At 71.2% G+C, this 25,202-nt stretch carries 19 protein-coding genes and 1 pseudogene; 9 read left to right on the top strand and 11 right to left on the bottom strand.

What is annotated here, in order from left to right; genetic code table 11:
- Nucleotides 1–155: 155 nt before the first annotated feature.
- From ACFFIA_RS25645 to ACFFIA_RS25600, 10 genes are all read right to left on the bottom strand, one after another.
- On the bottom strand, nt 156–905 hold the full coding sequence (locus tag ACFFIA_RS25645; protein WP_377254734.1) for a DUF4142 domain-containing protein: 750 nt from the start codon (nt 903–905) through the stop codon (nt 156–158).
- Between the two features lie 442 nt (nt 906–1,347).
- Entirely contained in the window at nt 1,348–1,986 is a 639-nt protein-coding gene (locus tag ACFFIA_RS25640; RefSeq protein WP_377254731.1) for a COG4315 family predicted lipoprotein, read from the bottom strand.
- Nucleotides 1,987–2,242: 256 nt separating this feature from the next.
- On the bottom strand, nt 2,243–3,040 hold the full coding sequence (locus ACFFIA_RS25635; RefSeq protein WP_377254729.1) for an anti-sigma factor family protein: 798 nt from the start codon (nt 3,038–3,040) through the stop codon (nt 2,243–2,245).
- On the bottom strand, nt 3,037–3,726 hold the full coding sequence (locus ACFFIA_RS25630) for a sigma-70 family RNA polymerase sigma factor (RefSeq protein WP_377254726.1): 690 nt from the start codon (nt 3,724–3,726) through the stop codon (nt 3,037–3,039). Before ACFFIA_RS25630 ends, ACFFIA_RS25635 begins: the two co-directional genes overlap by 4 nt.
- 99 nt (nt 3,727–3,825) lie before the next feature.
- Complete coding sequence (locus ACFFIA_RS25625) at nt 3,826–4,680, bottom strand: spermidine synthase (protein WP_377254723.1); 855 nt, start codon at nt 4,678–4,680, stop codon at nt 3,826–3,828.
- Nucleotides 4,681–4,700: 20 nt separating this feature from the next.
- Nucleotides 4,701–5,651, bottom strand: a complete 951-nt coding sequence (locus ACFFIA_RS25620) for a hypothetical protein (RefSeq protein ID WP_377254721.1) — start codon at nt 5,649–5,651, stop codon at nt 4,701–4,703.
- Nucleotides 5,648–8,137, bottom strand: coding sequence for an AAA family ATPase (locus ACFFIA_RS25615; RefSeq protein ID WP_377254719.1), 2,490 nt, complete (start codon nt 8,135–8,137; stop codon nt 5,648–5,650). The genes ACFFIA_RS25620 and ACFFIA_RS25615 overlap by 4 nt, the downstream gene beginning before the upstream one ends.
- A gap of 37 nt (nt 8,138–8,174) precedes the next feature.
- On the bottom strand, nt 8,175–9,371 hold the full coding sequence (locus tag ACFFIA_RS25610; RefSeq protein ID WP_377254716.1) for an exonuclease SbcCD subunit D: 1,197 nt from the start codon (nt 9,369–9,371) through the stop codon (nt 8,175–8,177).
- Between the two features lie 25 nt (nt 9,372–9,396).
- Nucleotides 9,397–11,145, bottom strand: coding sequence for an ATP-binding protein (locus ACFFIA_RS25605; protein WP_377255283.1), 1,749 nt, complete (start codon nt 11,143–11,145; stop codon nt 9,397–9,399).
- A 93-nt stretch (nt 11,146–11,238) separates the two neighbouring features.
- Nucleotides 11,239–11,970 (bottom strand): pyrimidine reductase family protein, encoded by a 732-nt coding sequence (locus ACFFIA_RS25600; protein ID WP_377254714.1) that lies wholly within the window; start codon nt 11,968–11,970, stop codon nt 11,239–11,241.
- 169 nt (nt 11,971–12,139) lie between these two features.
- On the opposite strand from ACFFIA_RS25600, the gene ACFFIA_RS25595 reads away from it, so the two are divergent.
- From ACFFIA_RS25595 to ACFFIA_RS25560, 8 genes are all read left to right on the top strand, one after another.
- Nucleotides 12,140–12,685 carry a plasmid pRiA4b ORF-3 family protein gene (locus ACFFIA_RS25595; RefSeq protein ID WP_377254711.1) on the top strand — a complete coding sequence of 182 codons (546 nt, stop codon included), beginning with the start codon at nt 12,140–12,142 and terminating at the stop codon, nt 12,683–12,685.
- Nucleotides 12,686–13,030: 345 nt separating this feature from the next.
- Nucleotides 13,031–14,326, top strand: coding sequence for an ABC transporter substrate-binding protein (locus tag ACFFIA_RS25590; protein WP_377254708.1), 1,296 nt, complete (start codon nt 13,031–13,033; stop codon nt 14,324–14,326).
- Between the two features lie 209 nt (nt 14,327–14,535).
- Nucleotides 14,536–15,507 (top strand): carbohydrate ABC transporter permease, encoded by a 972-nt coding sequence (locus ACFFIA_RS25585; protein WP_377254705.1) that lies wholly within the window; start codon nt 14,536–14,538, stop codon nt 15,505–15,507.
- A 10-nt stretch (nt 15,508–15,517) separates the two neighbouring features.
- The gene (locus tag ACFFIA_RS25580; RefSeq protein ID WP_377254702.1) at nt 15,518–16,369 is read left to right on the top strand and encodes a carbohydrate ABC transporter permease; all 852 of its coding nucleotides are present in this window, start codon (nt 15,518–15,520) and stop codon (nt 16,367–16,369) included.
- Nucleotides 16,366–17,793 (top strand): GH1 family beta-glucosidase, encoded by a 1,428-nt coding sequence (locus ACFFIA_RS25575; RefSeq protein WP_377254699.1) that lies wholly within the window; start codon nt 16,366–16,368, stop codon nt 17,791–17,793. Before ACFFIA_RS25580 ends, ACFFIA_RS25575 begins: the two co-directional genes overlap by 4 nt.
- A 48-nt stretch (nt 17,794–17,841) precedes the next feature.
- Nucleotides 17,842–18,888, top strand: a complete 1,047-nt coding sequence (locus ACFFIA_RS25570) for a LacI family DNA-binding transcriptional regulator (RefSeq protein WP_377254696.1) — start codon at nt 17,842–17,844, stop codon at nt 18,886–18,888.
- Between the two features lie 122 nt (nt 18,889–19,010).
- Nucleotides 19,011–19,754 carry an ACT domain-containing protein gene (locus ACFFIA_RS25565; protein ID WP_377254694.1) on the top strand — a complete coding sequence of 248 codons (744 nt, stop codon included), beginning with the start codon at nt 19,011–19,013 and terminating at the stop codon, nt 19,752–19,754.
- 133 nt (nt 19,755–19,887) lie between these two features.
- Nucleotides 19,888–20,949: a GNAT family N-acetyltransferase gene (locus ACFFIA_RS25560; protein WP_377254692.1), complete on the top strand. Its 1,062-nt coding sequence runs from the start codon at nt 19,888–19,890 to the stop codon at nt 20,947–20,949.
- A gap of 660 nt (nt 20,950–21,609) precedes the next feature.
- Here the strand turns inward: ACFFIA_RS25560 and ACFFIA_RS25555 are convergent.
- A pseudogene (locus tag ACFFIA_RS25555) lies at nt 21,610–22,101 on the bottom strand (aldehyde dehydrogenase family protein); the annotation flags it as partial.
- A 558-nt stretch (nt 22,102–22,659) separates the two neighbouring features.
- On the opposite strand from ACFFIA_RS25555, the gene ACFFIA_RS25550 reads away from it, so the two are divergent.
- Entirely contained in the window at nt 22,660–24,999 is a 2,340-nt protein-coding gene (locus ACFFIA_RS25550; protein ID WP_377254689.1) for a glycoside hydrolase family 9 protein, read from the top strand.
- Nucleotides 25,000–25,202 lie beyond the last annotated feature (203 nt).

The raw sequence follows: 25,202 nt of genomic DNA, 5'->3' as shown, positions 1-25,202 counted from the left end.
CTGGGTTTGTCCGGGCCTTCCCTTGGTGCGCCGGTTTGGGGGAACCGATCGCCACCGCCCGCTGGCTGGTTGCGCGACCTGCGTGGATGTCGTGGGCTCTCCGACACGACATCCACGGGCCGGGGCGGGTGCGCTGCGCTCCGGAAAGCTTTCTCCTACCTCCCTGAACGGAACAGTCGGAACGTCGTCGCGCCGCCGGCTATCAGCGCCGCGAGCAGGACCACCCAGATGACCGCGGGGTCGACGCCGCCGATCTGGGCGCGCGCCTCGGCGCCGTTCAGAATGCCGTTGCCGGCGGCGTTGTTGGCCTGCGGCGGGTCGGGCGGCAGGGGCAGCTCCGAGTACTTCACCAGACCGGTGCTCTCCAGCAGGGTCAGGTGGTTGAGCACGAAGCCGTTGGCGTCCTGGGCCAGCTCGCGCACGATGTCGTTGCGTGTGCCGGTGCGCACGCCAGCGATGACCGGGAAGACCTTGCCGTGCGCGGCGCGGAGCCGGTCGACGAAGACCTGGTCGAAGTCGGCACCGGCCCGCGCCTCCTCCATCTCGGCCAGCCACTTCTGCTGGTCCGCGTTGGGCTCGTCGGGAAGCCGGTAGTTGAGCTTGTTCGCCGCTTCCACCACCAGGCGGTCGAGCTCGGCGTGCTGCTTGGAGATCTCAGCACCCACCTGGCGAACGCGAACCCGGCCGCCCTTCTCGGCGGCCATGTTGCCGGCGGGCATCTCCCAGAGGCCGGCGAGCCGCACGGCCGACAGCAGGTTCTTGTCGGCGGCGGTGAGGGGCGTGTCCGGGGCGGCCTGGGCGGCTGCCATCGGCATCGCGAAGGTGCCGACGGTGCCGATGACCAGGCCGGCGAGGACGGCTGCCGCCCGGCGCGATCCGGGTGCCGCAAGTCGTCCCGAGAACATCTCAAACCTCCCACGTAGAAGCTGGAAGAAACGGTATTGCCGGCACCAGGAATCGTCAATCTGGGACGACTGGAAATAGGGAGTTCTTACGTGACATTTAAAGCGAACTTATGTCGTTCCCGCTCGTCGTCGAGGCATCGTACTTTCGGCCGATGCTGGCGGTTCGAAGTGCGCGTCAAAGTAGTCGCGTGGTGCCAGATCGTGGTCGCCTCTGGCATTCATCGTGGTCGCACGATACTTGCTGGTCGCATCGGCCGCGAAGCCGTGACGTCACCGCGTGCGAAGCCGTGACGCCATCGCGTGCGAAGCCGTGACGTCACCGCGTGCGAAGCCGTGACGTCACCGCGCGCGAAGCCTTGACGCCCACCATCGGCGCGGACGACGGCGGCCGGCCACGCCTCGATGGCTGCGACCGGCCGCTGTGTCCGCGGATGTGGATACCTCAGTAGTTGTAGGTCTCGGAGTCGCCGCCGTCGCCCTTGTCGGCGGCGTCCTCGGCCGGCGGCTCGACCGGCTTGGGGGTGAAGGTGGGCAGGCAGCTCACGTTCCGCTTGCCGTCGGCCGCGATGACGAACCACGTGCCACCGACGCCCTGGCCCTTCCACTGGCCGGGCTTCTTGTCGCCGATGTAGCGGTACAGGGCCCAGCCGTCCAGCGTCAGCTGCTTGGTGCCGTCCTCGCGGGTGATCACGCCGACCTTGCTCTCGTCGACGCCGGAGAGGTCGGGCTTGCCGTTCTCCGTGTACGCCGGCGGCCACACCTGCTCGCACTTGTCGACACAGTTGCTGGTCGGCGGGTTCGCCGTGTCCTTGTCGAACCGGTACAGGATCCAGCCTTCCTGGTCGACGACCGCCTGGCCCATCCGGGGGAGGTTCTTCGCCGTCAGCTTGGTCGTGATCGGTACGTCCTTCTTGGGCTCGTCGGCGGTCTCCTCGGCCCCTTCACTGGCATCGGGCGTGGGGGTCGTCTCCGCCGCCGCGGCCGCTTCGTTGGCCACCGAGACCTGGTCGCCGTCCTGGTTGTAACCAGCCGGAGCACAACCTTGCAGGGCGAGCGCGACCCCCGCCAGAGCGCCTGCCAAGAGAGCGGTTCGCTTTCCCGGTATCACTTGCCCTCCCTGTACATGTCCACTTGGGCCTTGTCTCCACTGTGTACGTACGAGCGGGGCGAAGAGATGAACTATCGACCGTAAACAATTTCACAGCTACGCCTTGAACCAGATCCTCGGCGCGTACGTGTGCAGGTATGCAAGCGGTGTGTACCCAGCGGATCCTTAAGAGGAGCTAAAGGGGCGCCGGCCATTTCTGGCGGCGCCCCTGTCAATTTTTGGCGCGCTTCTAAACCGGCATCTCGACGAGCGACTCGACGACGCCGTCCTTGCTGACCTGCTGCACCAGGATGCGGTCGATCTCGTTGCGCGGCGTGGCGGTGCTGGTCTGGAGCAGCAGCGGCTCCGGCTCCTCCTTGGTGCCGTATCCGGGCGGCGGCACCGACCAGCTGTTGAGCACCTCCTTGGTGCCGTCTTCGCGGAGCACCATCAGCCGGCACTGGCGTGGGCCGGTCAGCTTGGTCAGCTGGAACGACACCTGCGTGCCCCAGGTCTTGGTCTCCAGCACCAGCGTGGCCTCGACGCCGGTCTGCACGTCGGTGGCGGCGAACCGCTCGCCGTCTTCGCCCACCCCCTGAGGGCCGCCGATGCCGGGACCGGCCTGGCCGGAGGGGACCGACGGGGTGAGCGGGGCGCTGGTGCCGCCGCCCTGCGCGACCACGTCGGACGGGGTGGAGCCGTTGCCCAGCCAGCGGCCGCCGGCGAGGAGGGAGACCCCGGTGGTGGTCGCGAGCACCACGACCGCCGCGGCGACCGCGAGCAGCTGGCGGCTCCGGGCCCGGCGCCGGTGGGCACCGACCTCGACGATCATGCGGTCGAGCAGGCGGCCGTCGGAGCGGGACTGCTCGGCGGTGATGAGGCTCTCGCCATCTACCTCGGACAGCAGGTTTACCACAGGCAGCATGGACTCGAGCTCGCCCGCGCAGGCCCAGCAGCCGGCGAGGTGCTCCTCGAACCGCTCCGCCTCCTGCGGGTCGAGGACGCCGAGCGCGTACGCGGCGACATCCCAGTGGGCTGCCCGGCTCATCCGGTCACGCCCCGCTGCTGTAGCGCGCTCCGCAATGCACGGAGCGCATAATAGACCCGCGACTTGGCCGTCCCTAAGGGCAGGCCCAGCGTCTCCGCTGCCTCCGGCACGGTCTTCCCCCGAAAGTACGTCTCCAGGATGATCTCCCGGTGTGGCTGGCTGAGCGTGCGCAGCGCGTCGGTGACGGTCATCAGGCGCAGCACGCGTTCGGTCTCGTCCGGCTCGGAGAAGTTTTCCAGATCCCGGCCGTACGTCTCCGGCGGGCGGGCGTTTTCGCTGCGGTGGTCGTCGATGGCGATCCGCCGGGCCACCGTGACCAGCCATGGGCGCAGCGACGTCTGCCCCTGGGCGCCCAGGCGGTGCGCGTTGCGCCAGGCGCGCAGCAGCGTCTCCTGCACGATGTCCTCGGCCCGCTGGCGGTCGCCGCCGGTGAGCCGGAGCACGAACATCAGGAGCGGACCGGCGTGCTCCTCGTACAGCTCGCGCACCAGAGCGTCGTCATGGTCCGGGGTCGAAGACCCGGCCTGGTGGCGCCCGGGTGCGGGTCGTGGCGTCACGCGCTCATCATGGCGTGCGGCCGAACCTCCGTCGATAGCCTGCCACCGACTCGCTGACCGCTGGGCCGGCACGGCCGACACGCGGTCTCTCGCGCGGCTACCGCGCCATTCCGCGGCTACCGCGTACATAGGCTGTCCAGCGGCGTCAGCATGTGACTGTGACCTCCATACATCGCGGGTCCGAGATACCCGGACCATGCTTGTGTACGGATCACGCCCGCGTACGGATCAATGACTCCAGAAACTCGCTGGCGGCGGCGTCGAGGGCTGTGCTGAGACGTCGTCGACCACCTTGGCGCCGTGGGTGAACCGTTCGAGCTCGCCGTCGTAGACCACGCGCCCCGGAAACCAGTCGCCGGCCACGCGCCGGGACAGGGCCGGGATCGGCGGCTCGGCGTGGCCGGCCACGATGACGAGGTTGCCGTAGCGGCGGCCGCGCAGCACGGTCGAGTCGGCCATCAGGCAGGCGTGCGCCAGCGCCGCCCGCACGGTCGCGACCTGGCCCTTCGCGTACGCCAGCGGCGGCCCATCGGCGACGTTGACCAGGTAGGTGCCCGCCGGGGCGAGGACCCGGGCCACCTGCCGGGCGAACTGCACCGACGCCAGGTGGGCGGGCGTGCGGGCACCGGCGAAGACGTCGCTCACCACCAGGTCGTACGACGCGTCGCGGCAGGACTCCAGCGCCGCCCGCGCGTCGGCGACCCGTACGCGCAGCCGCGGGTCTCGCGGCCACGGCAGCTCGCGCCGCACGAACTCGACCAGCGCCCCGTCGACCTCCACGACCCGTTGCGTCGACCCGGGGCGGGTCGCGGCGACGTACCGCGGGAGGCTGAGCCCGCCGCCGCCCAGGTGCAGCACGCCCAGCGGCCGCTCGGGCGGGGCGGCGAGGTCGACCGCCATCGCCATCCGCCGCATGTACTCGAACTCGAGGTAGGTGGGGTCGTCGAGATCCACGTACGACTGGGGCGCCCCGCCGAGCACGAGCGTGAAGGCGCGCGCCCGGTCGCGGTCGGGGACCAGCTCGGCGGTGCCGGAGTCGACGCGCGCGGAAATCCGGTCCGCTGCCCGCCGCCCTCCCGCCACGAGAGCAGTATGCACAGGCTCTAGCTCAGGCGGGCCGTCGCCAGGGTCAGTGCCCGGTGCAGGAGGCGGGCGTCGCCCAGCAGGCCGCGCAGCCGCCGCTCCAGCCCGGCGATCGGGATGAGGTTCTGCGGCGCGCGGGGGTCCTTGTACGCGGTCGACGCGAAGCGGGGGAGCGTCACCAGCGACAGGTCGGCCAGCTCCTTCGCCTGTTCGAGGAGCAGGTCGGGCGAGCACTCCACGCGCACGATGCCGGACCAGGGGGCGCCGCTCGCCCCGGGCAGCCGCAGGTACCACGACCAGCAGCCCCAGGCTGTGCCCTGCTTGAAGATCGGCGACCGCTGCCCGGGGATCAGCGAGGTGACCACGAGCGCGAGCGCGGGCGGAAGGTACTGGCTCTGCTGCGTCTTGACATAGCCGATCGTGCGGGGGAGGTGCCTCCGGCCGCGCAGGGGGCCATCGACCACCAGCAGGTCGCCGTCGGTGCGGGCGGTGCCGGAGATCTCGACTTCGAGCGCGGTGAGCGGGGCCTGCACGGAGGCTTGGAGCTTGCTCAGCTCACCTGAACCTTCCACCTTGTGCACGGCGTATCGGATTTGTCCCGCGAGCACATCCTCCACCGATGGGCTGGCGGTGAAGAGCGCTCGGGCCACCTGGGACCCGGCCAGCTCGGCGGCGCCCCGTGCGAGATCACACCGCACCACGCCGGCCGCGTACGAGGCGGCCAGGCCGGGGAAGGACGTGCCGTCGTCCTCCTCGGTGGAGAGCGTGCCGTCGACTCGCTGCACGCCGTCGACCAGCAACACCACGTCGGGCGCCTTGGCCCCATCCTCCGCCACGATCGGATGCCACTCCTCGGAGGGCACTTCGTGGTGGGTCTCGACCCGAGCCGAGGTGGGCGACGTCGGCCCGTCTCCGCCCTCGAAGGACGCGCCGTATGACGCTGCCCACCTGTCCATGAAGAGGCGACTCAAAGCCCCACCCGCTCCACTCGTGCCGTACGCGCGTCCTTGCGCACCTCGAAACGGACCGGGACCCGCTCGGCCAGCGACGGCACGTGGGTCACCACACCGACCATCCGGTCACCGCGGGCGGCCAGCCCTTCCAGCGTGGCCGCGACCGTGTCGAGCGTCGCCGCGTCGAGCGTGCCGAAGCCCTCGTCCAGCACGATCGACTCCAGGCTCGCCGACGTGGTGGAGAGGCCGGCGAGCTGCTCGGAGAGGGCCAGCGCGAGCGCCAGCGACGCCTGGAACGTCTCGCCGCCAGAGAGCGTGCGCACGCCCCGCCGCAGCCCGGCGTCGTGGTGGTCGACCACGTAGAACTCGCCCTTGTCGTGCACCAGCTCGTACTGCCCGCCGGACAGCTCGCGCAGGATCCGGGAGGCGCCGTCGACGAGCAGGTCGAGTGCCTCCTCCAGCAGCCACCGCTCGAAGTTGTTGGCCCGCAGGTGGCCGGCGAGCGTCTTGGCCACGTTGCCCTCGCGCTCGTACTCGACGCGCTGCTCGCGGAGGCGTTCGGCCTGCTCGCGGCGCTCGATGACGCGCTGGTGGGCGCCCTCGGCGCGGGCCACCGCCACGGCCACCGCGCGGCTCGCCCCGGCGCCGTCGAGGCCCGCCTCGGGGACGGCCAGCTCGGTGGAGACGAAGAGTGTCGCCAGCCGCTCCTGGATCGCGGTGACCGCCGCCCGCGCGGCGTCCAGCCGGGCGACCGCGTCGTCACGCCGGCCGGCCCGCTCCTCGCCCTGCGCGGCGGCCCACTCGGCGAGCGTGGTCCAGGCGGCGACCAGGTCGTCGCGGTCGGCGGCCGGTGGGCCGAGCCGCCCCACCGCGTCGCGCGCCTTGTCGAAGCGGCGCCACGCCGACCTCAGCCGCTCGTCGGCCGCGTCGGCGCCGCTCTGTGCCCGCCGCTGCGCCTCCCGCGCGGCGCGTACGGCCCCCGCGGCGTCGTCGAGCCGTCCTTGCAGCACCGCCCGTGCCTCCAGCTCGCGGCCGAGCGCGACCGGGCCGGGGGAGTCGGCGAGGCGGGCCGCCAGCTCGGCGAGGCGGGCGGTGAGCTGGTCGTGCTGGGCCCGCGCGCGCTCAAGTACGCGGTCGAGTTCGCGCAGCGCCTTGTCGCGCTCCGCCACGAGCTGTGTGGCCTTGTCGGCCTCCTTGCGGGCGACCTTGCCGGCCGCCTCCGCGGCGGCCACGGCCGACGCCGCCACGTCGGGCACCGTGGTCACCGGCTGCTCGCAGACCGGGCAGGGCGCACCGACCGCCAGGTGTACGCGGAGCGCGGCGGCCCGGTCGGCGTGCTGCGCCTCCTGGTACGCCCGGCGCGCCTCCTCCAGCTTCTGGGCGGCCGCCGTGGCGTCGGCGGTGGCCTTGTCGAGCGCCGTGGCCGCGGTGCCGTGCTCCTTCTTCGCGCTCCGCACCGCTTCGGCGAGCGTCTGCGCCTGGCCGGTCAGCTTGTCGTACTCGGCGTGCGCCTCCAGGAGCAGGCGGAGGGCGGCGACGTCGGGCGCGCCGGCGATCTGGCCGCGTACCTTCTCCTCGCTCTCCTCGGCGGCCGCGACGGCGGCGGCGGCTTCGGTGGCGGTCGCGCGGGCGGTGGCGACCGCCTCGGCGACAGCGGCGTGGTCGTCCGGCGGGCGGATCGCGGCGAGGGCGTCGATCTCGCCGCCCAGTTCCTTCAGCGCGGTCGCCGCGTCCTCCGCGCCCTGCTCGGCCTCGCGCAGCGCGGGTACGTCCGCCTCGACCGCCGTGGCCAGCTCCCGCATCGCGGCGAGCCGCGCGGCGGTGGCCTCCAGCGACTCGTCGTCGGCGTCGGAGAGGTCGCCGAGGAGCTGGTCGACGGCGGCGAGCTGGGCGTCCGCCTGCACCGCCCGGGCCGACGCCTTCTTCTGGATCGCCTCGTAGACGTGCAGCCCGAGCAGGTTGACCAGGATCTCCTGGCGGGCCGCGGGCTTGGCGTGCAGGAAGTCGGCGAACTGCCCCTGCGGCAGCACCACGCAGCTGGTGAACTGCTCGTACGGCAGGCCGACCGCCTCCAGCACCGCGGCGTCCATCTCGCCCGGCGTGCCGGCGAGCACCTCGCCGAGGTCTTCCGGCGTGAGCCCGGTGTCCAGCTTGGACGGATCGAAGCCGCGCGGCATCAGCTGGAGCCCGGCCCCGCCGGTGGAGACCCGGCCCTTGCCGTCGCGGCGCACCACGCGAGTGGCGACGTAGCGCGCGCCGGCCGACTCGAAGACCAGCCGGACCCGCGCCTCGGTGGCCGAGGGGGCGAGCGCGTTGACGATGCCCCGGCTGCTGGCCCAGCGCGGCACCTGCCCGTACAGCGCGAAGCAGATCGCGTCGAGCACCGTCGACTTGCCGGAGCCGGTGGGGCCGGTGAGCGCGAAGAAGTCGACGTCGGTGAAGTCGATGGTGGTCTCGTCGCGGAAGACGGTGAACCCGGCCATGTCCAGCCGCAGCGGCCTCATGCTGAGCCCGCCTCGTGCGCTTGCTCAACTCGCTCGCTCACGGCCCCGACACCTCCTCGTACAGCGTGTCGAACAGCTCCCGCACGCCTTCGTCGGCGTGGCCCCGGCTCTCCAGGTAGTCGCCGAAGAGGTCGCGCGGCGAGCGGCCGGCGCGCTGGGCGGCCCGGGCGCTCGCGCCGGTGTCGGGCAGCATCTCCGGGTCGATCCGCACCTCCAGCGCCTTCGGCAGCAGCGCCTGCACCTCCTCGCGGAGGCCGGCCCGGGGCGCCTCGCGTACGTACACGCGGAGCCAGCCCGGCTGGTCGCCATCCATCGTGGACAGCTCGGCGAGCGAGCCGCGCACGGTGCGCAGCGGCACCGCCGCGGTGATCGGCACGTCGCGCACCTTCGCCGTGCTCTCCGCGGTCACCTCGACGATCGCGACCGACGGCGTGTTTTCCCCTTCGCCGAAGTCGATGGCGAGCGGGCTGCCGCAGTAGCGCACCGGGCACGGGCCGGGCACGTGCTGGGCCCGGTGCAGGTGGCCGAGCGCGACGTAGTGGGCGCTGCCCGGGAAGACCGTGGCCGGCACGGCGTAGCCCATCACCGAGTGCGCCTCCCGCTCGCCGCCGCCCATCGTGGCGCCGACGACCGTGAGGTGGGCGGTCACGAGATTTACGGTGCCCGCGCTGTGCTGGCCGGCGCCCGCTCCGCCCGCGCGGCGACCCGGTGCGTCGAAGCCCTGGCACAGCACGCCCAGCAACCGTCCGATGTGGTCGGCGTAGGTCTGGCTCGCCTCGGCGGCGGTCAGCTCGTACATCTCGGCGGCGCGCACGGCGTACCGCTGGGAGAGGAACGGCAGCGCGACCAGCCGCCACCGCTCGCCGTCCGGGGTCTGGCCCTCGATCACGTGCTCGGCCGCCGACTCGCGCACGGTGCCGCGCAGCACCACACCGGCCGCGTCGGCCCAGGGGCGGAGCGCGTCGAGCGCCGCCCCGTTGTCGTGGTTGCCGCCGATCGCGACCACCTCGGCTCCGGTGCCGCGCAGGGCGGAGAGCGCCCGGGTCACCAGCCGGGTCGCCTCCGGTGTGGGGGCGGCCGTGTCGTACATGTCGCCGGCGACGATCACCAGGTCGGGGCGCTCGGCCCGGGCGATCTCCACCACCTGGGCGAGCACGGCGATGTGCTCCTCGGCGCGGGACTGTCCCTTGAGGACCTTCCCGACGTGCCAGTCGGACGTGTGCAGGATCTTCATGTGGGGCCCCCGCCGGAACGCGGCATCAGAACGGGATCTCATCCTCGCCGCGGCCGCCGACGACCGCGAACGGGTCGGCGGACTGGACGATCGAGCGGAGCGTGGCCGAGGGCGCCTGCCCGGCCTCGGACGGGCGCGTGGCCCACGCGGGGAACGGGAACTCCACGCACAGCGGCACCGGGATGTCCGGCTGGCTGACGAACATCGTGCCCGGCTTCGCCAGGAGCACGCGCTGGCGCTGCGCGGGCGGCAGGAAGCCGTACTCCGGGCGGGATGCCTCGGCCGGGTCGAGGCGGCCCACGACCTTGATCGCCGAGTTGGTGACGATGCGCCGCTCCACCTCGCTGGCGGTCTGCTGCGCGCCGACGAGGATCACGCCGAGCGAGCGCCCCCGCTCGGCGATGTCGAGCAGCACCTCCTTGATCGGCGAGGAGCCCTCCCGCGGCGCGTACTTGTTGAGCTCGTCGAGCACCACGAAGAGCAGCGGCTTGGCCGTGCCCGCCTTCTCCTTGCGCTCGAACTCGGTCTTGAGCGTCACGCCGACCACGAAGCGCTGCGCCCGGTCGGGCAGGTTGTGCAGGTCGACGACGGTGACCTGGGCGCTCTCCGCCGTGTTGATCGAGTGCGGGCGGCGGGCCGCCAGGTCGCCGCGGATCAGCCGGGCGAGGTCCTTCTTGCTCGCGATCAGGCGCCGGGCGAAGGCGTTGACCGTGCCGGTGTTGATCGCGCTCCCGGCCCAGGTGCCCCGCGTCTCCTCGTCGGTCAGCCGGCTCACCACGAAGTCGACCAGGTCGGGGTAGGACCCCAGGCGGGCGCCGTCGATGCTCACTCCGCCCTCGGCGGGCTGGGCGTGGCGGGCCAGGTGGGCGGTGACCGCGTGGACGACCATCGTGTACTGCTGGCGCTCGTCGTCGGCGTCGGCGAAGACGTAGGGCAGCAGCCGGTGCTCGCAGAACTCGGCGAGCGTCCAGTAGAAGCTGTCGACGCCGGCGAGGCGGCTGCTCACGTCGGGGGTGCCGGAGGAGTCGTTGACCCGCGGCGGCGCGTAGACCCGGACGTCCGGGAAGGGCGTGGCGGGCAGCCCCAGCTCGGCGTAGCGGGCGGTGGTGGCGTCGTCGAGCCGCGCGTTGGGGTGGTCGAGGAAGAGCAGATCCTCGCCCTTGACGTTGAAGATCAACGCCTTGGCGTTGATCGCGTCGCCGCCGAGCACGCCGGAGCGGAACACCGAGTACAGCAGGAAGGTGGCGAAGCTGGTCTTGGTCGCCACGCCGGAGATGCCGGAGATGGAGACGTGTGCGCCGCGGCTGCCGTCGAGGAAGTCGGCGTTGAGGAAGGCGGGCAGCCCGTCGCGGCCGGTGCCCATCGGCACCCGCTTTTCCATCCGGTCGAAGTGCAGCGCGGCGGCGCGGAGGTCGCCGGTGGCCCGCCGGACGAGCGCGCCGGGGGCGGGCGGCACGTACAGCTCCGGGTCGACCCGGGTCGTGGTGATCTCGGCGGCCTCCTGCACGAGCGCCGGGAGCGTGCCGTCGGCGATGGCGAAGACGTCGGAGTCGAACTGCGCGCCCTCGTGCCGCGCCCGCACCTGGGTCACGACGCCGGCGATCGTGACCGGCTCGCGGTCGGGCAAGTCGCGCTTGGTCACCACGACGTCGTCGAGCTGGAGGTAGCTGCCGGGCGCTACTGCCGTCCAGAACTGCAGCGGAGTGGCGTCGGCCGTGCCGAGGACCCGCCCCACCGCCTCACCGGTCTCATCTGCCACGGCCTCATCGTGCACCACCGGACCGACATCATCGCGGAGGACTCACCGATATCCACAAGAACTTGTGGTCATCCACAGATTCATCCACAAGAACGTGTGGTCATGTGGTCACGTACGGGTGTATCTGAGGAAGAGTGACCCCTCCGCCTCCAGTACGTGCCGCAGCGCCATGCCTTTGGGCGGGCTGGCCGGGCCGGCGGTGATCCGCCCCGCGCCGGGTCCGGTGACCAGGGGGGAGAGGGTGAGGCACACCTCGTCGACAAGGTCGGCGGCGGTGAGCGTGCCGAAGAGGTGCGGGCCGCCCTCGCAGAGCAGGTGGCGCAGCCCGCGCTCGCGGAGGCGGGCCAGCCCGTCGGCGAGATCGACCGTGTCGTCGCCGGCGGTCCACACGTCGGCCACACCGGAGAGGGCCTGCCGCCGGTCGACGGGCGCGCGGCCGTGGGTCAGCACGATCGGACGAACCGGGGCATCCGCGAACGCCGCCTGCCCCGGGTTGAGGTCGAGCGACCCGGATACCACCACGAGCGTGGGGTACTCGGCGAGGCCCTGCCCCCGTCGCCAGGCCCGGCGCTCGGCGTCGAGCCGCAGCGCCCGGTAGCCCTCGTGGCGCAGCGTGCCGGCGCCGACCACCAGGGCGTCGCAAAGCATGCGGAGCAGGGCGAAGACCCTCTTGTCGGGCACGCCGGACAGCCCCGCCGAGAAGCCGTCGAGCTCCACCGCACCGTCCACACTGGTGACGAAGTTGACCCGGACGACGGGCTCATCCACCTGGTACAGGCCGGTGAGCGCGCGGTCGTCGAGCGTGGCGGCCGGCTCGAGCCGTGCAAGAGACGCGCTCATTCGCCCGCCGGACCGGTGACCGGTGGGGTCGGTGCCGGGGTACGGTGCTGACAGTCACACCAACTGCCACCTCGGCAGGCAGCGTGTCGCCTCGATCGGCACGCCTGGCAGATCACGTGGAAACCCTACGGCAGCACGACGTACGTCAGAACGGGGGACAGTGCCCACCATGCCGCGCCAGATCTTCCAGCTGAAGGTGTCGCTGGCCGACGTCGTCCCGCCGGTGTGGCGGCGTGTGCTCGTGCCGGGCGGATACACGCTCGACCGGCTGCATCGCGTCGTCCAGCTCGCGATGGGTTGGCAAGACTGCCACCTGCATTCCTTTGACATCGACGGTGTTCAGTACGGTGAGCCCGACCCCGACGGCGAGCTGGCCCTCCGCGACGAGCTGGACGTGCGGCTGGACGCGGTGGCGGCGAAGGGCGGCCGGTTCCTCTACACATACGACTTCGGCGACTGGTGGGAGCACGAGATCACCGTCGAGGACGTCTTCGGCGCCGAGCCCGACGAGCGATACCCGGCGTGCGTGGGTGGCGAGCGGGCCTGCCCGCCGGAAGATGTCGGCGGCGCGTTCGGCTACGCGCGGTTCCTGGCCGCGACAGGTGACCCGCGCCACCCCGAGCACGAGGCGATGGCGGCCTGGATCGGCCGGTCCTTCGACCCGGAGGTGTTCCCGATGGAGCGCACGACGACCCTTCTGCGCCGCTTGGCGTAAGCGCTTGCAAAGCACGGGAGCGGCCAAAACGGTCGCTCCCGCTGCTGTGCGTAGAGGTATCTCGCCCGGCTACACACCGTTCCGCGCGGCTGGTGGTGGTTCGCCCCACTGCGGTCAGTAACGAAATGGGAACGCTCCCAGTTGGGTCTTGACACCCTAGAAACCTGCCGGCAATCTCATGGGAGCGCTCCCGGCGGGGTGTGGTGAGAGCCACACACCGGGCACCGTGTGGCGCCAGGCACGCCTCCGGGGCGTTCGTGGGCAGCGGTTTTCGTGCGTCCGCCGACGGTGGCGTGCACCGGGCACACCCCCACCACACACATCAAGACCTGAGAGGGGTCAGGGATGAGCGTTTCGACGCGCCGCCGGCGGTACGCGGCGGTCGCGCTCGCCTCGGTCGCGGTTCTCGCCGCGGCGACGGCGTGCGGCGAGGACAACGAGGGCGGCGACACTGGCGCCAAGCCAGAGAAGCTTGTGGTCGACACCTTCGGCGAGGCCGGATACGAGGACCTGGTCAAGCAATACGAGCAGCAGACCGGCATCAAGATCGAGCTGCGCAAGGTGGCCCAGCTGAACGAGTTCCGGCCGCGTGTCGTCCGCTCGCTCGCCACCGGCAAGGGCGCGGCCGACGTGATCATGCTGGAAGAGGGCATCCTCAACGAGTTCAAGCTCAACCCGGGCAACTGGGTCGACCTGGCCCCGCTGGTCGGCGACAAGAGCAAGGACTACCTGTCCTGGAAGTACGAGCTCGGCAAGGCGCCGGACGGCCGCCTGATGGGTCTGCCCACCGACGTGGGCGGCCTGGGCCTCTGCTACCGCACCGACCTCTTCGAGGCGGCGGGCCTGCCCACCAACCGCGACGAGGTCAGCGCGCTCTGGCCGACGTGGGACAAGTTCATCGAGACCGGTAAGAACTACAAGGCGAAGACCGGCAAGGGCTTCGTCGACTCGGTGACCACCGCCGTCAACGCGGTGATGTTCCAGCAGAACGGCGCCGACCTGTTCTACGACAAGGAAGACAAGCTCATCGCCGACACCAGCCCCGCGGTGAAGGCGGCGTGGGACCAGGCGATCGCGATCGCGGACGCCGGCATCTCGGCCAAGATCACGACCTGGTCGCCGGAGTGGAACGCCGGCTTCAAGCAGGGCACCTTCGCCGTCAACGCCTGCCCCTCGTGGATGCTCGGCATCGTCGAGAGCAACTCCGGTCCGGAGAACGCGGGCAAGTGGGACCTCGCCGCGGTGCCCGGTGGCGCCGGTAACTGGGGCGGTTCGTGGCTGGGCGTGCCGACGCAGAGCAAGTACCACGCGGAGGCCGCGAAGCTCATCGACTTCCTGACCAACACGGCCGGCCAGGTCGCCGCGTTCAAGAAGAGCGGCCCGCTGCCGACCAACCTGAAGGCGCTGGAGGACGCGGCCTTCACCTCCTTCACGAACAAGTACTTCAGCGACGCGCCGACCGGCAAGATCTTCGGCGACGGTGTGCAGAAGATCGTGCCGACCCACCTCGGTCCGAAGCACCAGGCGGTGAAGGAGAACGCGCTCGAGCCGGCGCTGCGGGCGTACGAATCGGGTCAGGCCAACAAGACGGAGGCCTGGGAGCAGTTCACCAAGGACGCCGCTACGCAGGGCGCCTTCTGATTCTGCCGGTATCGGTAGCCAGCCCGTCTCGATAACGGTCTCGGTGGCGTCCGGGGATCACCCGGGCGCCACCGAGCCCCGTCCGCAATCTCTCGCCCTACCGCCGGCCGCACCCGAGAAGGACATGCCATGAGCGAGCCCAGCGAGCGAATCATCAAACAGAGTGCGAATGGAGCCTCGCGGGCGCCCGAAGCGAAGCGAGGACGACCGTGAGCGCTTCGGTCACCCAGGCACCGCCCTCCCGTGGCGCGCCATCCAAGCACGCCCAGCCCCGCCGGCGCCGCGCGTACTCGCGCTTCACCCGGCTGGACATGAAGTACTCGCCGTACCTCTACGTCGCACCGTTCTTCGTGCTCTTCGGCATCTTCGGTCTGTACCCGATGCTGTGGACACTGTGGATGTCGCTGCACGACTGGGACCTGGTCGGCGAAAACACGTTCATCGGCCTCGACAACTACGCCGCGCTGCTCGGCGACGACTACTTCTGGAACGCGGTCAGAAACACGTTCGGCATGTTCGTGCTGGCCACCGTGCCCCAGCTGGCACTCGCGCTCTTCATGGCCAACCTGCTCAACCGCCCGCTGCTGAGGGCGAAGACGTTCTTCCGGATGGCCATCTTCGTCCCCAACGTCGTCTCGGTCGCGGCCGTAGCGATCGTGTTCGGCATGCTCTTCCAGCGCGACTTCGGCGTCGTCAACTGGGGGCTCAGCCTCTTCGGCGTGGAGGCGATCGACTGGCGGCGCGAGTGGTGGACCTCCTGGATCGCGATCTCCGCGATGGTCGACTGGCGCTGGACCGGCTACAACACGCTCATCCTGCTCGCCGGCATGCAGGCGATCCCGCGCGACCTCTACGAGGCGGCCGCGATGGACGGCGCCAGCCCATGGCGGCAGTTCTGGACCGTCACGCTGCCGATGCTGCGCCCCACGTTCGTCTTCGTGGTGATCCTGTCGACCATCGGCGGTCTCCAGCTCTTCGTCGAGCCCCTCGTCTTCAACAACGGCAACATCATCGGTGGCACGCAGCGCGAGTTCCAGACCGTGCAGATGTACATGTTCGAGAACAGCATCCACAACCTCAGCAAGGCCGGCTACGGCGCGGCGGTGGCGTGGGCGCTGTTCCTGATGATCGTCGTCGTGTCCGTGCTCAACTTCGTGATCACCCGCCGTTCGGTGAAGTGAGGGAGACCCGATGACCACCTTGACCACCGGGTCGAAGCGGCTCTGGCGTACCAGCCCGCTCACCTACATCGCGCTGATCCTGGGTGTGCTCAGCTCGCTCTACCCGCTCTACTACATGTTCGTGATCGCGACCCGCAGCAACGACGCGATCAACGACACGCCGCCGCCGTTCAGCCCGTCCAGCCTTTTCGGCGACAACATCGGCCGCGCGCTCGACAACGAGACGGCCAACCTGATGCAGGGCATCGTCAACTCGGTGATCGTCTCCAGCGTGGTGACCATCTCGGTGGTCCTGACCGGGTCGCTGGCCGGCTTCGCCTTCGCCAAGCTCAAGTTCCGCGGGCGAAACGGCCTGATGCTCGCGATCGTCGCCACGATGATGGTGCCCACGCAGCTCGGCATCATCCCGCTCTGGGGCCTGATGCAGGACATCGGCTGGTACGACTCGCTGCTGGCGGTCACCGTGCCGTTCCTGGCCAGCGCGTTCGGCGTGTTCATGATGCGCCAGTACGCCAGCTCCGCGGTCTCCGACGAGCTGATCGAGGCGGCCCGCATCGACGGCTGCTCGACCTGGCGCATCTACTGGAACGTCGTGCTGCCCGCGCTCCGCCCGGCCGCGGCCGTGCTCGGCCTGCTCACGTTCATGCAGACGTGGAACGAGTTCGTGTGGCCGTTCGCGATCCTCACGCCGGAGAACCCGACGCTCCAGGTGTCGCTCTCCACCCTCTCGTACGCCTACTACACGGACTACTCGATGGTGTTCGCCGCGACGGCGGTCGGCACCGTGCCACTGATCGTGGTGTTCATCCTGTTCGGCCGCCAGATCATCGGCGGCATCATGGAAGGTGCAGTCAAAGCGTGACAAGCCCCAACGGCCACGTGGTGGCCTTCCCGCCGGACTTCCTCTGGGGCGCGGCCACCGCCGCCTACCAGATCGAGGGAGGCGCCACCGAGGGCGGCCGGACGCCGTCTATCTGGGACACGTTCAGCCGGACCCCCGGGAAGGTGAAGGGGGGCGACACCGGCGACGTGGCGTGCGACCACTTCCACCGCTCGTCCGAAGACGTGAAGTTGATGGCCGGGCTGGGGCTGCGCTCCTACCGGTTCTCCCTCGCCTGGCCACGGATCCAGCCCGACGGTCGCGGCCCGGCCAACCAGGAAGGGCTCGACTTCTACCGTCGGCTGGTCGACGACCTGCTGGGCCACGGCATCGAGCCGTGGGTAACGCTCTACCACTGGGACCTGCCGCAGGCCCTGGAAGACGCCGGCGGCTGGCCGGCGCGCGACACCGCCAGCCGGTTCGCCGAGTACGCCGAGCTGGCCCACCGCGCGCTCGGCGACCGCGTGCGCCACTGGACCACGCTCAACGAGCCGTGGTGCTCGGCGTTCCTGGGGTACGGCTCGGGCGCGCACGCCCCGGGCCGTAGCGACGGCGCCGACGCGCTGCGGGCGGCGCACCACCTGATGCTCGGGCACGGGCTGGCGGTCCAGGCGATGCGGGCCGCCCAGCCCGACCACAACCTGGGCATCACGGTCAACCTGTACGCGGTCTCCCCGCAGACCGACTCTCCCGCCGACGTCGACGCCGCCCGCCGGATCGACGGCCTGGCCAACCGGATCTTCCTGGACCCGGTGCTCCGCGGGCAGTACCCGGCCGACGTGGTCGAGGACGTCCGCGAGGTCACCGATTTCGGGTTCGTGCGCGAGGGCGACATGGAGGTCATCTCGACGCCGCTCTCGGTGCTGGGGATCAACTACTACAGCCGGTACGTCGTGGCCGGGCCGGACGGCGAGCCGACCGAGCCGTACTGGCGGGCGCCCTCCAACTGGCCGGGCAGCGAGACCGTGCGCTTCGGCGACCGGGGCCTGCCGGTGACCGACATGAACTGGGAAATCGACGCGCCCGGCCTGGTCGAGGTGCTCGAACGCGTGCACCGGGAGTACCCCGCGATTCCGATCTACATCACCGAAAACGGGTCGGCTTTCGTCGACAAGGTGGTGGACGGGGCGGTGGACGACCCCGATCGAGTGGCATACTTCGATGCCCACCTGCGTGCGTGCGCCGAGGCGATCGAGGCGGGCGTGCCACTGCGCGGCTACTTCGCTTGGTCGCTAATGGACAACTTCGAATGGGCATGGGGCTATTCGAAGCGCTTCGGCATGATCTACGTGGACTATGACACTCAGGTGCGGATTCCGAAGTCCAGTGCGAAGTGGTACGCCGAGGTGATACGCCGTAATGGCCTGAGCCACAGCGGCTCGGAAAGGCAGGAACGCGCACAATAGGCTGGTCAGCCAACTGTCAGGGCACGCCCGCCGTCCGAGGAGCAGACGATGACTACGCAGCGCACCCGGTCGCTCGGCCGTCCGACCCTGGACGCGGTCGCCGCCCGCGCCGGGGTCGGCCGAGGCACCGTGTCCCGTGTCGTCAACGGCTCTCCGCAGGTCAGCCCCGAGGCGCGGGCCGCGGTGCAGCAGGCGATCGAGGAGCTCGGGTACGTCCCCAACCGGGCGGCCCGGGCCCTCGTCACCCAGCGGACCGACTCGGTCGCGCTGGTGATCTCCGAGTCCGGGGAGCGGCTCTTCGGTGAGCCGTTCTTCGCCGGCATCGTCCGGGGGATCCACTCCGGCCTGCTCGACACGCCGATGCAGCTCTGGCTCGCGCTGGCCCAGTCGCCGGCCGAGCGGGAGAAGGTCGAGCACCACCTGACCAACCAGCACGTCGACGGCGTACTCCTGCTCTCGCTGCACGACGCCGACCCGCTCCCCACGCTGCTGGAGCAGCGCGGGCTGCCGACCGTGCTCGGCGGCCGGCCGGCCCGCATGCTCCAGCCGGGGGCGCAGGCGGCCAACTTCGTCGACGTCGACAACGCCGGGGGAGCCCGGCAGGCCGTGGAGTTCCTGATCGGACGGGGGCGGCGGCGGGTCGCCACCATCGCCGGCACGCAGGACATGGGCGTGGGCATCACCCGCCTCGCCGGCTACAAGCAGGCGATCCTCGACCACGGCGGCACGGTGACCGAGGATCTGATCGCGTACGGAGACTTCAGCGAGGCCAGCGGCACGGCGGCCATGCGCCGGCTGCTGGAGGTCTCGCCCGATCTCGACGCGGTGTTCGTCGCCTCCGACCTCATGGCGAGCGGCGCGCTGCGGGCGCTGCGCGAGGCCGGCCGGCGCGTGCCGGAAGACGTTGCGGTGGTCGGCTTCGAAGACGCGGAGATCGCGCGCCAGGCCGACCCGCCGCTGACCACCGTCTACCAGCCGGTGGAGGAGATGGGCCGGCAGATGGCCTACCTGCTGCTCGCGCTGATCCGGCGAGACGAGCTGGAGGAGCCGTACGTGCTCCTCAATACGCACATGGTGCAACGCGCCTCTGCTTGACGCCAGGTGAGGGGCGGTTTTCCCGCCGGGGACATGGCGCAGCAACAGGGACGAAATGGTCATCAGGCAACCTGTGGGGAAGCCGGCGCTCGCTCGTGCCGGTCCACCGACAGGAGGCTGTCATGTTGTTGCGGGTTCGGGTGACCCTGCCGGACCGACCCGGGGCGTTGGGGCAGGTGGCGCGCACTCTCGGCGTCGCCGGTGCCGACATCGTCCAGGTGGTGGTCCTGGAGCGGCTGGGCGGTCGGGCCGTCGACGACTTCACCGTGGTGTGGCCGGGCGCGTCCCGGGTCGAGCGGCTGCGGGCCGGGCTGGCGGCCATCCCCGGCGTGCAGGTCGACGGCGTGTGGCGGGCGATCGGCGCGCCCGTCTCCGGCGGGCATGACGCCGAGCTGCTCGCCCAGGTCGCGGCCAACCCGACCGACGGGCTCGCCACGCTGGTCGACGCGGTGCCCGGGCTGCTCGCCGCCAACTGGGCGGTCGCCGCCGTGGTGCCGGCCGACTGGGCGGCCCGCAGCGGATCGGCGCCGCGCGCGTTCGCCGGCGACGGGCCGGGTCTCTCCGGCGGCGAGCCCGCCGTGGCGTACGCGAGCTGGCGCGCCCCCGATCCCCTGGTGCTGCCCGAGGTGACGCCACTGCGCGCGCGGGCGCTCGCCGGCCCCGACAAGACGCGCTTCGCGGTCGCCCCGTTCGGTCGCGCTGGGCTGGTGCTGATGGTGGCTCGCGGGGAGGCGGAAGGGCTGCCCGCGGCCGCGTTCCACGTGACCGAGGTCGACCGGATCGCGCAGCTCGTGCGGGCCGCGGCGGTCATCCTCGGCGACCGGCTCGACCTGGTGACCGCGCCATCCGCAATTTCCCGATCATGAGTAATCACAGTTGAGTAACGTCAGAGAAACAGCGGCCGTGCAGGCTTGACTTCGGGCCTTCGATCCCGTCCGCGCGGCGCCTGTGCCCTTGGGGGAGGTTGAAAGGCTCGAGGGGGACTGAGAGGGGTTCGCGATGGGTCTGTGGCGGATCAGGGCGACCGTTGACGATCGGCCGGGCTATCTGTCGGTGCTGACCGCCAGCTTGGCGCTCAAGTCGGTCAACATCCTGGCGGTGCAGGTGCACACCACCGAGGCGGGCGCGGTTGACGACTTCCTGGTCGACGCGCCCGACGCGCTGACCGAGGAGGACCTGCTCGCCGCGGTGGAGAAGGGGCGCGGGCGGGACGCCTGGACCAGCCGCACCGAGGCCCGCGAGCTGGCCGATTGGCCGACCCGCACGCTGGCGCTGGCGAGCCGCCTCGTGCGCGACCCCGACTCGCTCGGCGACGCCCTCTCCGCACTGCTCGGCGCCGACGCGGTGATCTGGCGGCCGGCGCCCGGCCAGGATCGATACGGCGCAAACCGGGGCGCCATGCGGCTGGTCGACCCGACCGGCGGCACCTACCACGTCAGCCGCCCCGCGCCCGCGTTCACTCCCGCGGAGTACGCGCGGGCCCAGGCCCTGGTCGACCTCGCGGCCGCCGTCGTGCGCCAGGCCGCCGACCAGGTCACGCTGGTCCTTCCCGACGGAGCCGAGATCCGGGTACGCCCGGCGGTGCGCGACGACCTCGCCCCGGTGACCGCCATGCACGACCGGTGCACGCCGCTGACCCGCTACCGCCGCTACCTGACCGGCTCGGCCACTCCGTCCGCCGCCCGCATCGAGCGGCTGCTCGATCCCGCGCGGGGCGTGACGCTGGTGGCGCTCGCCCCCGACGACCGCGTGGCGGCGACCGCGACGCTGGTGGCCGAGGGCGCGATCGGAGAGGTGGCGCTCCTGGTCGAAGACGCCTGGCAGCGCCGAGGCATCGGCACCGCCCTGCTGCGGCGCCTGGTGGCACATGGCGAGCGGGCCGGATACGCGGCGCTGGTGGCGCACACGCACGCCGACAACACCGCGATGCTGGCCACGCTGCGCCGCCTGGGCCGCCGCTTCCCGGCGCCCGAGCGCGACGACACCGTGGTGAGCGTGACGGTGCCGCTGGTTTCCGCCCCGGTCGGTGGCCAGCCCAGGACTCCTGCCGCATCGGCGTAGCGGCAGCGAGAGCTCGGCCCGGTCCCGATGCGGGGCCGGGCCGGTTCGCGCCGCGCCCCGCCTATCCGGCGACCCGTCCCGGGGGTTGGGCGCATCGGTGCGCCCAGCTCGACAGCTTCTCCAACACACCACACCGGGTCCAGGCGCGCGGGTACGCGGTGGGGCGCCGGGCCGGCCCGGCGTCGGCTAACCTCCGGGCGTGAACTCCACGATCCAGCTGATCGGCGCGCTCGTCGCCGGGCGCGGTGATCCTCGGGATCGTCGTGCACGGTCTGGTCACCTGGGCGAGGCAGCGCGGCCGTCGTTCCAAAGAGGACGGCAGCGGCGGCTACGACAGCCGGCCTCCGGGCGACTGGGGCGACGCCAGCTCTGGCGACAGCGGCGGCGGATCCTGACCGGCCCTCGCCCGGGCGACGGTCCGGATAACCGCACCATGTCTCGGGCCGCGCGCCGCCGGCCGCCGCCGGGTAGCTGGTGTAGTCGGGGAAGTTGCCGTACAGGCGCTCGCCCGGCTCGCCGACCGTCACCGCCCGCACCAGGAGGTCGCCGCCGACGAAGGCGCCCTTCCACGACGCGCCCCGCCCGCCGAAGGGCTCGTCGCGGTCGCCACGGGAGCGGGGCTTGTTGATGCCCACCTTGAACGCCTGGAGGTCGATCGCCAGCGATGTTGCTGACCGGGCCGGTGAGCGGCTCGCGGTCGGCGACCTGGCGGTCGATCTGGTCCACGTACCAGCGGACGCCGTCCAGCGCGCGGTCGACGTCGGCGCGGGCCAGCCGCCACGGCTTGCCGATCTCCCAGACCAGTAGCAGCGCGAGTGTGTCGCGGTGCGCGGTCAGCTCGTCGAGCGCGGTGCGGACCCGCGCCTTGCGCTCGGCGAGCGGAGTGGCGGCCCAGGCCCGGTGGGCCTCCGCCGCGGACCCGACCGCCGCCCGCGCCGCGTCGGCGTCCACACGGGACAGACGGGCGAGCACGGTGTTGTCGACCGGGGTACGGACCGCGCTGGGCGTGCCGATGGAGCGCCACGCGCCGGCGACGAGGTTACGCGGTGTCATGTCACCGTCGGTAGTGCGGTCGAACGCCTCAGGTGCCGCCGCGACCGCGCGGGCGAGCGCGTCGGCCCATGCGGTGCCCGGCGCCAGGTGCAGGGCCATCGTCGCCTCCTCGGTCCGGTTTGCCGTTGGCCAGAGGATGGCGGCTACGCGCTGTGGTGGCAACCGTGGCGCTTGTATGCCAAGACGCTCTGACCTGCGCATTCTCCATCCATGTAGCCAGTGGCAAGATGTGTGACCTGCGCGGATGCAAAAGCGCACAAAGGTGTCTGTCGATCCTGTGACCCTGCCTGTCGTCGATCCCTTCACAACCGGGAAACATTGTGGGAACATAGGTGGCTATATATGGGAGCGCTCCCATCTCCCAAGCCACCCCACCCGTTCGCGGCTCTCCCGGAACGAGGCGAGGGGCGGATGCGCCCACATCCGCCCCTCGATGTCCTCACTACGCGTAGTCGCGCGCGGCTCCACAGCAGACTCCGGTCATCGCGTCGCGGAACCTCGCGAAGTGAGGGCCGGAGCCTGGAAACACGGACAGGAGCGATTCTAGTGAGCGAGCTTGCGAGCGAACCAGCAAACTCAGTGACAAAACTCGGCGCCGGCCACACCGCCAGACGGCCGTTTGCGGGCAGGAGCATCTGGTATCGCCGCGCGGGCGCCGTGGCCGCGGCCATCCTTGTCGCGGTGGCCGCCGCGATCTGGGCGGCGCCCCGATCGGATGCGGCGGCACCGGCGTACAACTACGCCGAAGCCCTCCAGAAGTCCCTCTTCTTCTACGAGGCCCAGGTCTCCGGCCGCAAGCCGGCGTGGAACCGGGTCTCCTGGCGCGGCGACTCCGCGCTGACCGACGGCTCGGACGTCGGGCTCGACCTGACCGGCGGCTGGTTCGACGCCGGTGACCACGTGAAGTTCGGCTTCCCGATGGCGTTCACCACCACGATGCTCGCGTGGGGCGCGGTGGAGTACCGGGAGGCGTACGCCGCCTCGGGCCAGCTCACCCACCTGCTCAACAACCTGCGCGTGCCCAACGACTACTTCATCAAGGCGCACCCCTCCGCAAACGTCCTCTATGGACAGGTGGGCAAGGGCGACGACGACCACAAGTGGTGGGGGCCGGCCGAGGTGATGCCGATGGCGCGCCCCGCGTACAAGATCGACGCGAGCTGCGGCGGCGCGGACCTGGCCGGTGAGACGGCGGCCGCGATGGCCGCGTCCTCGATGGTCTTCCGCCCCACGGACGCCGCCTACGCCAACACGCTGCTGACCCACGCGCGGCAGCTCTACACGTTCGCCGAGACGGTGAAGCGGATGTACCACGAGTGCATCACCGACGTCACCAGCTTCTACCGCTCCTGGAGTGGCTACGCCGACGAGTTGGTGTGGGGCGCGATCTGGCTCTACCGCGCCACCGGCGACGCCGCCTACCTCGCCAAGGCCGAGGCCGGCTACGACGCGCAGGGCAACGAGGACCAGTCCAGCCTCAAGAAGTACAAGTGGACCATCAACTGGGACAACAAGCAGTTCGGCAACTACGTGCTGCTGGCCAACCTGACCGGCAAGCAGAAGTACATCGACGACGCCAACCGCTGGCTCGACTGGTTCACGGTGGGCGTCAACGGTGAGAAGGTGCGCACCTCGCCCGGCGGCATGGTGGTCGTCGACACCTGGGGCGCGCTGCGCTACGCCGCCAACACCGCATTCGTCGCCCTCGTCTACAGCGACAAGACGGCCGACGCCACGCGTAAGACGCGCTACCACGACTTCGCGGTCAGGCAGGTCGACTACGCGCTCGGCGCCAACCCGCGCAATTCGAGCTACGTCATCGGGTTCGGCAGCAACTACCCGAAGAACCCGCACCACCGCACCGCGCACGGCTCGTGGTGGGACAGCATGACCACGCCCGCCAACACGCGCCACGTCCTCTATGGAGCATTGGTCGGCGGCCCCTCGGCACCGGACGACGTGTACAAGGACGAGCGCAACGACTACGTGATGAACGAGGTCGCCACCGACTACAACGCCGGCTTCACCTCCGCGGTGGCCCGGCTCTACCAGGAGTACGGCGGCACGCCGCTGGCCGGCTTCCCGCAGCCGGAGACGCCGGACATCGACCAGTTCACGGTCGAGACCACGGTGATGCAGAACGAGCCGCGGGCGACCGGCATCAAGGCCATCGTCTACAACAAGTCGGCGTACCCGGCGCGGGCGCTCACCCGTTCGGTCTTCCGCTACTACTTCACCCGGGAGGGGAGCGCGGCCCCGGTCGTGACGCCCGGATACACGCAGGGCTGCCCCTCGCCGAGCACCGCGCGCCAGCACAGCGGCGACATCTGGTACGTCGAGGTGGACTGCACCGGGTACACGATCGCGCCCGCCGGCCAGTCCCAGCACCGGATGGAGGTGCAGTTCAAGATCGGGGTACCCGAGGGCGGCACCTGGAACCCGGCCAACGACCCCTCGTACCAGGCGGCCGCCGGCCCCAACCGGGCGGTTCCGCTCTACGAGAACGGCGTGAAGCTCTGGGGCGACCCGCCCGGCACCGTCACGCCCGGCCCGACGACGCCGGCGCCCACCACGCCCGCGCCGACGACGCCCGCGCCCACCACGCCGGCACCGACCACGCCGGCGCCGACAACGCCCGCGCCCACGACGCCGGCGCCGACGACGCCCGGGCCGGCCGGGCCGTGCGCGGTCACGTACAGCACCAACGACTGGTCCACTGGCTTCACCGGCAGCCTGACGATCCGCAACACCGGTACGTCGGCGTGGTCCTCGTGGACGGTCGGCTTCACCTTCCCTGGCGGGCAGCGCATCACGCAGGGTTGGGGCGCGCGGTGGTCGCAGAGCGGCGCGGCGGTGACCGGTGCCAACGAGTCCTGGAACGGCGCGGTCCCGGCCGGTGGGCAACTGTCGGTGGGCTTCAACGCCTCGCACACCGGTGCCAACCCGCGCCCGACGGCGTTCACCGTCAACGGCGCCCAATGCACCGTGACCCCCTAGTGAGCGTGCGGGAGGGGGCGCCCGCCAGGCACCCCCTCCCGCCGGTTGGTGCCGCCGATGCGTGAAGGGGAATGAATTCCCATCTCTTGGGAGGTGTATCACCATTCGTCAGGCATGCACTACCCAGGCCTAACGGCTTCTGTTTGATTCGCGACGCCGGGTCGCCTGTTGACAACACCGCGTTGCAGGTACGGTATTCGGCG

Origin of the sequence: Phytohabitans kaempferiae (assembly GCF_042433955.1) — a bacterium.
Classification (GTDB): Bacteria; Actinomycetota; Actinomycetes; order Mycobacteriales; family Micromonosporaceae; genus Phytohabitans; species Phytohabitans kaempferiae.
Note: the sequence above shows the minus strand (reverse complement) of the source record. Positions and strands in the feature narration are given on the sequence as shown.

Excerpts from the sequence above, each read along its gene's own strand:
- ACFFIA_RS25645 (WP_377254734.1), bottom strand. The coding sequence starts at position 905 with ATGTTCTCGGGACGACTTGCGGCACCCGGATCGCGCCGGGCGGCAGCC.
- ACFFIA_RS25635 (WP_377254729.1), bottom strand. The coding sequence starts at position 3,040 with ATGAGCCGGGCAGCCCACTGGGATGTCGCCGCGTACGCGCTCGGCGTC.
- ACFFIA_RS25630 (WP_377254726.1), bottom strand. The coding sequence starts at position 3,726 with ATGTACGCGGTAGCCGCGGAATGGCGCGGTAGCCGCGCGAGAGACCGC.
- ACFFIA_RS25615 (WP_377254719.1), bottom strand. The coding sequence starts at position 8,137 with ATGAGGCCGCTGCGGCTGGACATGGCCGGGTTCACCGTCTTCCGCGAC.
- ACFFIA_RS25610 (WP_377254716.1), bottom strand. The coding sequence starts at position 9,371 with ATGAAGATCCTGCACACGTCCGACTGGCACGTCGGGAAGGTCCTCAAG.
- ACFFIA_RS25600 (WP_377254714.1), bottom strand. The coding sequence starts at position 11,970 with ATGAGCGCGTCTCTTGCACGGCTCGAGCCGGCCGCCACGCTCGACGAC.
- ACFFIA_RS25595 (WP_377254711.1), top strand. The coding sequence starts at position 12,140 with ATGCCGCGCCAGATCTTCCAGCTGAAGGTGTCGCTGGCCGACGTCGTC.
- ACFFIA_RS25590 (WP_377254708.1), top strand. The coding sequence starts at position 13,031 with ATGAGCGTTTCGACGCGCCGCCGGCGGTACGCGGCGGTCGCGCTCGCC.
- ACFFIA_RS25580 (WP_377254702.1), top strand. The coding sequence starts at position 15,518 with ATGACCACCTTGACCACCGGGTCGAAGCGGCTCTGGCGTACCAGCCCG.
- ACFFIA_RS25570 (WP_377254696.1), top strand. The coding sequence starts at position 17,842 with ATGACTACGCAGCGCACCCGGTCGCTCGGCCGTCCGACCCTGGACGCG.
- ACFFIA_RS25565 (WP_377254694.1), top strand. The coding sequence starts at position 19,011 with ATGTTGTTGCGGGTTCGGGTGACCCTGCCGGACCGACCCGGGGCGTTG.
- ACFFIA_RS25560 (WP_377254692.1), top strand. The coding sequence starts at position 19,888 with ATGGGTCTGTGGCGGATCAGGGCGACCGTTGACGATCGGCCGGGCTAT.